Annotated in this window: 4 protein-coding genes and 3 pseudogenes; 4 read left to right on the top strand and 3 right to left on the bottom strand. The window is 74.7% G+C overall.

Features of this window, described 5'->3' with window-relative positions; all coding sequences use genetic code 11:
* Positions 1-142 (top strand): annotated as a pseudogene (locus EAO71_RS39285) (IclR family transcriptional regulator); the annotation flags it as partial.
* Positions 143-165: 23 nt separating this feature from the next.
* Here EAO71_RS39285 and EAO71_RS30185 read toward each other — a convergent pair.
* On the bottom strand, positions 166-909 hold the full coding sequence (locus tag EAO71_RS30185) for an IclR family transcriptional regulator (RefSeq protein WP_147981334.1): 744 nt from the start codon (positions 907-909) through the stop codon (positions 166-168).
* Here EAO71_RS30185 and EAO71_RS39280 point away from each other — a divergent pair.
* Positions 909-1,067, top strand: a pseudogene (locus tag EAO71_RS39280) (sugar kinase); the annotation flags it as partial. The gene EAO71_RS30185 and the pseudogene EAO71_RS39280 overlap by 1 nt on opposite strands.
* A 134-nt stretch (positions 1,068-1,201) precedes the next feature.
* Here EAO71_RS39280 and EAO71_RS30175 read toward each other — a convergent pair.
* A pseudogene (locus EAO71_RS30175) lies at positions 1,202-1,885 on the bottom strand (sugar kinase); the annotation flags it as partial.
* A 364-nt stretch (positions 1,886-2,249) separates the two neighbouring features.
* Between EAO71_RS30175 and EAO71_RS30170 the strand changes: the two are divergent.
* Both EAO71_RS30170 and EAO71_RS30165 read left to right on the top strand, forming a co-directional pair.
* A complete protein-coding gene (locus tag EAO71_RS30170) occupies positions 2,250-3,470 on the top strand; it encodes an alanine racemase (RefSeq protein ID WP_261992445.1) in 1,221 nt (406 codons plus the stop codon).
* Positions 3,471-3,486: 16 nt separating this feature from the next.
* Positions 3,487-5,112, top strand: a complete 1,626-nt coding sequence (locus EAO71_RS30165; RefSeq protein ID WP_147980965.1) for an N-acyl-D-amino-acid deacylase family protein — start codon at positions 3,487-3,489, stop codon at positions 5,110-5,112.
* Between the two features lie 27 nt (positions 5,113-5,139).
* Here EAO71_RS30165 and mptB read toward each other — a convergent pair whose 3' ends face one another.
* A complete protein-coding gene (gene mptB / locus EAO71_RS30160; RefSeq protein WP_147980964.1) occupies positions 5,140-6,627 on the bottom strand; it encodes a polyprenol phosphomannose-dependent alpha 1,6 mannosyltransferase MptB in 1,488 nt (495 codons plus the stop codon).
* Between the last annotated feature and the right edge of the window lie 63 nt (positions 6,628-6,690).

The following is a 6,690-nucleotide window of genomic DNA, read 5'->3' as shown; positions in this document are numbered from 1 at the left end:
CCTCCCCGAACCCGAGCGCCGCGCCCTCGCCGCCAAGCTCGACTACCCCATGTACACACCCCGTTCGATCCCCAACGCCGCCGCCTTCCTCAAGGAACTGGCGACCGTGCGMGAACTTCGCGGGCGGGGCGGTGTGGGTGGCGGGGGTGATCGCGGTCTTCTCGCTCATGAGGTGCTTCCTTGTGAGGGGTGCGGCTGGCCGGAGTACTCCCGGCTGATGGCGTCGGCGGTGCGGCGCACCAGGGGGAGCAGGGTGAGGAGTTCCTCTGCCGTCACGACCACGTTGGGCGCCGAGACCGACATGGCGGCGACGACACGGCCGTCCGCGCCACGGATGGGGGCGCCGATGCAGTTGATGGACTCCTCGTGGCCACCGAGGTCGGTGGCCCAGCCCTGTTCGCGCACGGTCGCCAGTTCCTTGAGGAAGGCGGCGGCGTTGGGGATCGAACGGGGTGTGTACATGGGGTAGTCGAGCTTGGCGGCGAGGGCGCGGCGCTCGGGTTCGGGGAGGTCGGCGAGGAGGAGTTTGGCGACGGCGGCGACGGTGATGGCGACGGGCTTGCCGATGCGGGAGTACATCCGGACCGGGTAGCGGCTCTCGACCTTGTCGATGTAGAGGACCTCGCCGTCCTCGTGGACCGCGAGGTGGATGGTGTGCCCGATCTGCTCGCCGAGGGCGATGAGGTGGGGGTGGGCGATCTCGCGGATGTCGAGGTTCTCGACGGCTTCCTGGGCGAGGGCGAAGAGGCGGGCGCCGAGGCGGTAGCGCTGGTCCTGCTGGCGGTAGACGAGTCCGTGCTCGTGCAGGGTGCGCAGCAGGCGCAGGGCCGTGGACTTGTGGACCCCGAGCCGGTCGGCGACCTGTCCGAGGTCGGCGGGGCCCTGTGCGAGCAGCGGCAGGATGCTCAGCGCGCGGCGCGGACCTCGTCTTCGTCGGCGAGGACGAGGCGGAGGACGCCTGGGGCCTGAGCGGCCCGGCCGCCGTCCGGGCGGCCCTGCCCGAGCCGGCCGTGCTGGTGGTCAAGCGCGGCGGCGCGGGCGCGGTCGTCCTCGAACGCGGCGGCCCCGCACTGACTGCCTCGCCCTGATGCGCACCCTCACCGCGCCCCGCCCGAACCGGCCGCTCGTGTCGTTCGACGTCAACCACCGTCCCGGACTCTGGCGCGACGGGGACGGCGGGGGCGGTCCGTGTCGGGAGTGCGGGGCCGCCGCGTTCGAGGACGACCGCGCCCGCGCCGCCGCGCTTGACCACCAGCACGGCCGGCTCGGGCAGGGCCGCCCGGACGGCGGCCGGGCCGCTCAGGCCCCAGGCGTCCTCCGCCTCGTCCTCGCCGACGAAGACGAGGTCCGCGCCGCGCGCGAGTTCCAGGAGGACTCCGGCGCCCGGCCCGTCGCGCCAGAGTCCGGGACGGTGGTTGACGTCGAACGACACGAGCGGCCGGTTCGGGCGGGGCGCGGTGAGGGTGCGCATCAGGGCGAGGCAGTCCGCGGAGAGGGCGGCGGTGATGCCGGAGAGGTGCAGGATCCGGCCGTCGGCGACGGAGTCGTAGGGCACGGTCGCCGGTGACATCGCCGAGGCCGCGGAGCCCGCCCGGTAGTAGACGACCTCGTGGGCGTCGGTCGCGCGGTCCGTCGCGGTGCGGAAGTAGACGCCGGTCGGCCGTGCGGGGTCCCGGCCGACCGCCGAGACGTCGACGCCGTAGCCGGCGATCGCGTCGAGGAGGTGGTCGCCGAAGCCGTCGCGGCCGACCCGGCCGACCCATCTCGTACGGTGTCCGGCGGCCGCGAGGGCGCAGGCCACGTTGGACTCGGCGCCGCCGATGGTGCGGGTGAAGGACGGGACGTCGGCGAGGCTGCCCGGCCGGGAGGGCAGGAAGGTGACCATGGACTCGCCGAGGCAGACGACGTCAACAGGAGCGTCCTCGGGCGGGGTTCCGGTCACTCTCGCGCTCCTCGTGGGTCGTGCGGGTCCATTGACCCGCCGTCGGCCCGGATGTTAGACAGCATCAAGCGATATACGCAATGACTGTTGCGCATGATGCAACACGCAAGGCAACGCCACTGATGGAGGAGGCCCCGTGCCCGCCGACCAGACCGTCTACCCGGCCGCCGACGACGCAGGCAGGGAGGCCGCGGCAGACAGCGCCGGAGCGCCGGCCGCGGATCCGGCCCTCGCCCGGGCCGTCGCCCAGGCGGTCCGCGCCGCCGAGACGCTCGCCGACGAGCGCGTCGACCACCGCTTCAAGGCCCTGCCCCCGGACGCCGAGGGCCTGACCGTCCGTGAGCTGGCCGCCCAGCGCCGCAACCTGTTCAGCGGCGGCTTCACCACGCCCGTCCTCGCGCTGTCGGCCGAGTCCCTGGAGCACAACCTCCGCCTCCTGGAGACCTACGCCGAGCGCCACGGGCTCGCGTTCGCCCCGCACGGCAAGACCTCGATGGCCCCCCAGCTCTTCGCCCGCCAGCTGGTCCACGGCGCCTGGGGCATCACCGCCGCCGTCCCCCACCAGGCCCGCGTGTACCGGGCGTACGGCGTCGCCCGGATCTTCCTCGCCAACGAACTCGTCGACGCCGCCGCGCTGCGCTGGCTCGCCGCCGAACTCGACGCCGACCCGGACTTCCGCTTCCTCTGCTACGTCGACTCCGTGCGCGGGGTCGAGCTGATGGACGCGGCGCTCACCGAGGCCGGGGCGCGCCGCCCCGTCGACGTCGTCGTCGAGCTCGGCGCCGGGGACGGGGCCCGGACCGGGGCCCGTACGGAGGCCGACTGCACCGCCGTCGCCGACGCGGTCGCCGCCACCCGCACCCTGCGCCTGGCCGGCGTCGCCGGGTACGAGGGCGAGGTCCCCGACGCCGACGCCGCCCGCGTCCGCGCCTGGCTGGACCGGCTCGTCGCGCTCGCCGCCGCCTTCGACAAGGCCGGCCGCTTCGCCCCCGAGCTCGGCGAGATCGTGATCAGCGCCGGCGGCAGCGCCTGGTTCGACACCGTCGCCGACGCCTTCGCCGGGATCCCCGCCCTCTCGCTCCCCGTCCTCAAGCTGCTGCGCTCGGGCGCGTACGTCTCGCACGACGACGGCCACTACCGCCACCTCACCCCCTTCAACCGGATCCCCGAGGAGGGGGCGCTCCAGCCCGCCTTCCGGCTCTGGGCCCAGGTGGTGTCCCGGCCCACGCCCGAGCAGGCCTTCACCAACGCGGGCAAGCGGGACGCGGCCTACGACCTGGACCTGCCCGAGGCCCAGGTGGTCCGCTCCGGACGCGACGGGTCCCGGCGCCCCGCCACCGGCATCACCGTCACCGGACTGTCCGACCAGCACGGCTGGGTGCGGACCGGACCGGAGGCCGAACTGGAGGTCGGCGACTGGCTCGGGATGGGCCTGTCCCACCCGTGCACGTCCTTCGACAAGTGGCAGCTGATCCCGCTGGTCGAGGCGGACGGCACCGTCGTCGACTACATCCGCACCTTCTTCTAGGACCCGGGGGCCCGTCATGGATCTCGTCTTCCGCGACGCGGAGGTCGTCGACGGCAGCGGAGGCCCGTCCTACCGCGCCGATGTCGCCGTCGAGGGCGGCAGGATCGCCGCGATCGTCAAGGAGGCCGCGGCGGCCGGCTGCCAGCGCCCCACCGCCCGGCGGGTGGTGGACGCCGAGGGCCTCGCCCTGTCCCCCGGCTTCATCGACATGCACGCCCACAGCGACCTCGCGCTGCTGCGCGACCCCGACCACAGCGCCAAGGTCGCGCAGGGTGTGACCCTCGAAGTGCTGGGCCAGGACGGCCTGTCGTACGCGCCGGTCGACGACCGGACGCTCGACGAGGTCCGCCGGACGATCGCGGGCTGGAACGGCGACGGCTCGGACATCGACTTCGACTGGCGCACGGTCGGCGAGTACCTGGACCGGCTCGACCGCTCCCACGGCGGACAGGGCATCGCGGTGAACGCCGCCTACCTCGTCCCGCAGGGCACGGTCCGGATGCACGTGGTCGGCTGGGAGGACCGCCCGGCCACCGACGCCGAGCTGGACCGGATGCGGCGGCTCGTCGCGGAGGGCCTTGAACAGGGCGCCGTCGGCATGTCGTCCGGCCTCACCTACACCCCGGGCATGTACGCGGCGGACGCCGAGCTGACCGAACTGTGCCGGGTGGTGGCCCGGTACGACGGCTACTACTGCCCGCACCACCGCTCGTACGGGGCCGGGGCGCTCCAGGCGTACGAGGAGATGGTCGCCCTCACCCGCGACGCCGGCTGCGCGCTCCACCTGGCCCACGCCACGATGAACTTCGGCGTGAACAAGGGCAGGGCGCCCGAGCTGCTGGCGCTCCTCGACGAGGCGCTGGACGGCGGAGCGGACATCAGCCTCGACACCTACCCGTACACCCCCGGCTGCACCACGCTCGCCGCGATGCTGCCGAGCTGGGCGAACGAGGGCGGCCCGGAAGCGGTGCTGGCGCGGCTGCGGGACGACGGGACGGCGGAGCGGATCCGCCGCCATCTGGAGGAGACCGGCTCCGACGGCTGCCACGGCGTGCCGATCGAGTGGGACACGATCGAGATCTCGGGCGTGGGCGATCCCGGCTTCGCGTCGTTCGTGGGCAGGACGGTCCAGGAGTCGGCGGACGCCCTGGGCGAGGCCCCCTGGACGACGGCCCGCCGGCTGCTCCTCGGCGACCGGCTGGCCTCGTCGATCCTCCAGCACGTCGGCCACGAGGAGAACGTCCGCGCGATCATGCGCCACCGGGTGCACACGGGCGGCTCGGACGGCATCCTCCAGGGTTCCAAGCCGCACCCGCGGGCCTACGGCACCTTCCCGCAGTACCTGGGCCGGTACGTGCGCGAGCTGGGCGTGCTGTCGCTGGAGGAGTGCGTGGCCCATCTGACCTCGCGCCCGGCGGCCCGGCTGCGGCTGCCGGACCGGGGTCTGGTCCGCGAGGGCCACCGCGCGGACCTGGTGCTCTTCGACCCGGCGACGGTCGCCGCGGGCTCGACCTACGCGGACCCCCGGACGCTCCCGGTGGGCATTCCGCACGTCCTCGTCGACGGCAGGTTCGTCGTCGAGGACGGCCGGCGGACCGACGTGCTCGCCGGGCGCGCGGTACGGCGCACGCCGACGGCCTGACCGTCGGCGGCCCGTCCCAGGCCGGGCCTAGGCCCGTTCCGGGGCCCCGGCCGGGACGGGCGTCGCGCGTTGCTGCCCGGGGGCCGCGGGCCAGGGATCGCGCCGCATCCACAGCAGGCCGAGGGCCAGCACCGCACCCGCGAGGACGAAGCCGTAGGCGGGCGTGTGCCCCGAGGGCTGGGTCTCGTACGTCAGGGCCGCCGACAGCACGGCGAGGAACTGTCCCAGGCGGGTGTGCCAGGCGACGGCGGCCACGACGGCCGTGCCCCACAGCAGGTACCAGGGCTGCACCATCGGGGAGAGCGCGACCAGGGCGAGCAGGGAGATCCCGAGTCCCAGGACCGGGTCGGTCCGCCCCTGCCAGGCCCGGCGGGCCAGGACGGCGATGACGGCCAGGGCTGCGGCCAGGCCCAGCTTCTGCACCGCGCCCTTGACCGGTTCCGGGTCGTCCGCGACGAGCAGGCCGAGACCGAGGCCCAGGTCGCTGGTCACCGAGAGCGCGGTGTGGATGGTCCCGGCGACGCTCTGGGTGCGCAGCCAGCCGAAACCGGTGCCGGCCGCGAGCGTCGCCGCGGCGGCCACCCCGGCCGCCGTCAGGCCCGGCAGGACGAGGCCCTTGAGCAGCCCGCGCGCGCCGTGGCCGCGGGCCACCGTCGCGCCGACGAAGAGCAGGGCCACCGCGGCCGGCGACTTGATCATCATGGCCAGTCCGACGAGCACGCTGCCGAGCACCCAGCGGCCGCGCGTCGCGAGGACGACGCCGCCGAGCATCAGGCCGATCATGAGGCCGTCGTTGTGGAGGCCGCCCACGACATGGATCAGGAGCAGCGGGTTGAGCACCGCCAGCCACAGGGCCCCGGAGCCGTGGTCGCCGGCGCTCGCGTCGGAGCGTTCCTCGGGCCGGCCGTCGGCGGCGGCGCGCCCGGCCGCCGTCACGGCCCACGCGATCAGCGCCACCGCGCCGAGCGCGAGCAGCCGCATGCCGAGGACCGCGGGGACGACGGCTCCGCCCGTCAGCCGCACCACGGCCTGGGCGAGGACCAGGAAGACCGGGCCGTACGGGGCCGGTGTGTCGGTCCAGTGGCCGCCGACACTGGCCGCCGCGTCGGCGCCGAGGTCGCCGGGGCCGAGGACGGAGGGGCCGGCGCCGTAGACGTCATGGCCTTCGAGGACCATCGCACCCTGGGCGATGTAGCTGTACACGTCGGCGCTGTGGAGCGGTGGCGCGAGGAGGAGCGGCGCGGTCCAGGCGGCCAGGGTGCCCAGGGTCCGCCGGGTGCCGGGCGCCTCGCCTGCGGCGAGGAGGCGGCCGTACCGCCACCAGGCGGCGAGCAGCAGTGTCAGGCCGAGGTACGCGAGGACGGCGCCGGTCACGGTGGGGAGGGGGCCGCGCGGTTCCCACAGTCCCGCGCCGCCGCGTGCGGGCAGGGTTCCGGCCGTCCATCCGCCGACGGCGACGGCGAGCGACCCGACGGCGCCGAGCCATCGGGTTCCGGTCGCGCTGAAAGCCCACATGAGGGGTCAACCTATCGTCCCGCCGGCCCCGGGGCCGGCGGGACGATAGGTTGACCCCTCATG

It is taken from the genome of Streptomyces sp. MS191 (assembly GCF_008042125.1).
GTDB lineage: Bacteria > Actinomycetota > Actinomycetes > Streptomycetales > Streptomycetaceae > Streptomyces.
The sequence above is the reverse complement of the archived record's forward strand: the minus strand, read 5'-3'. Positions and strand labels throughout refer to the sequence as shown.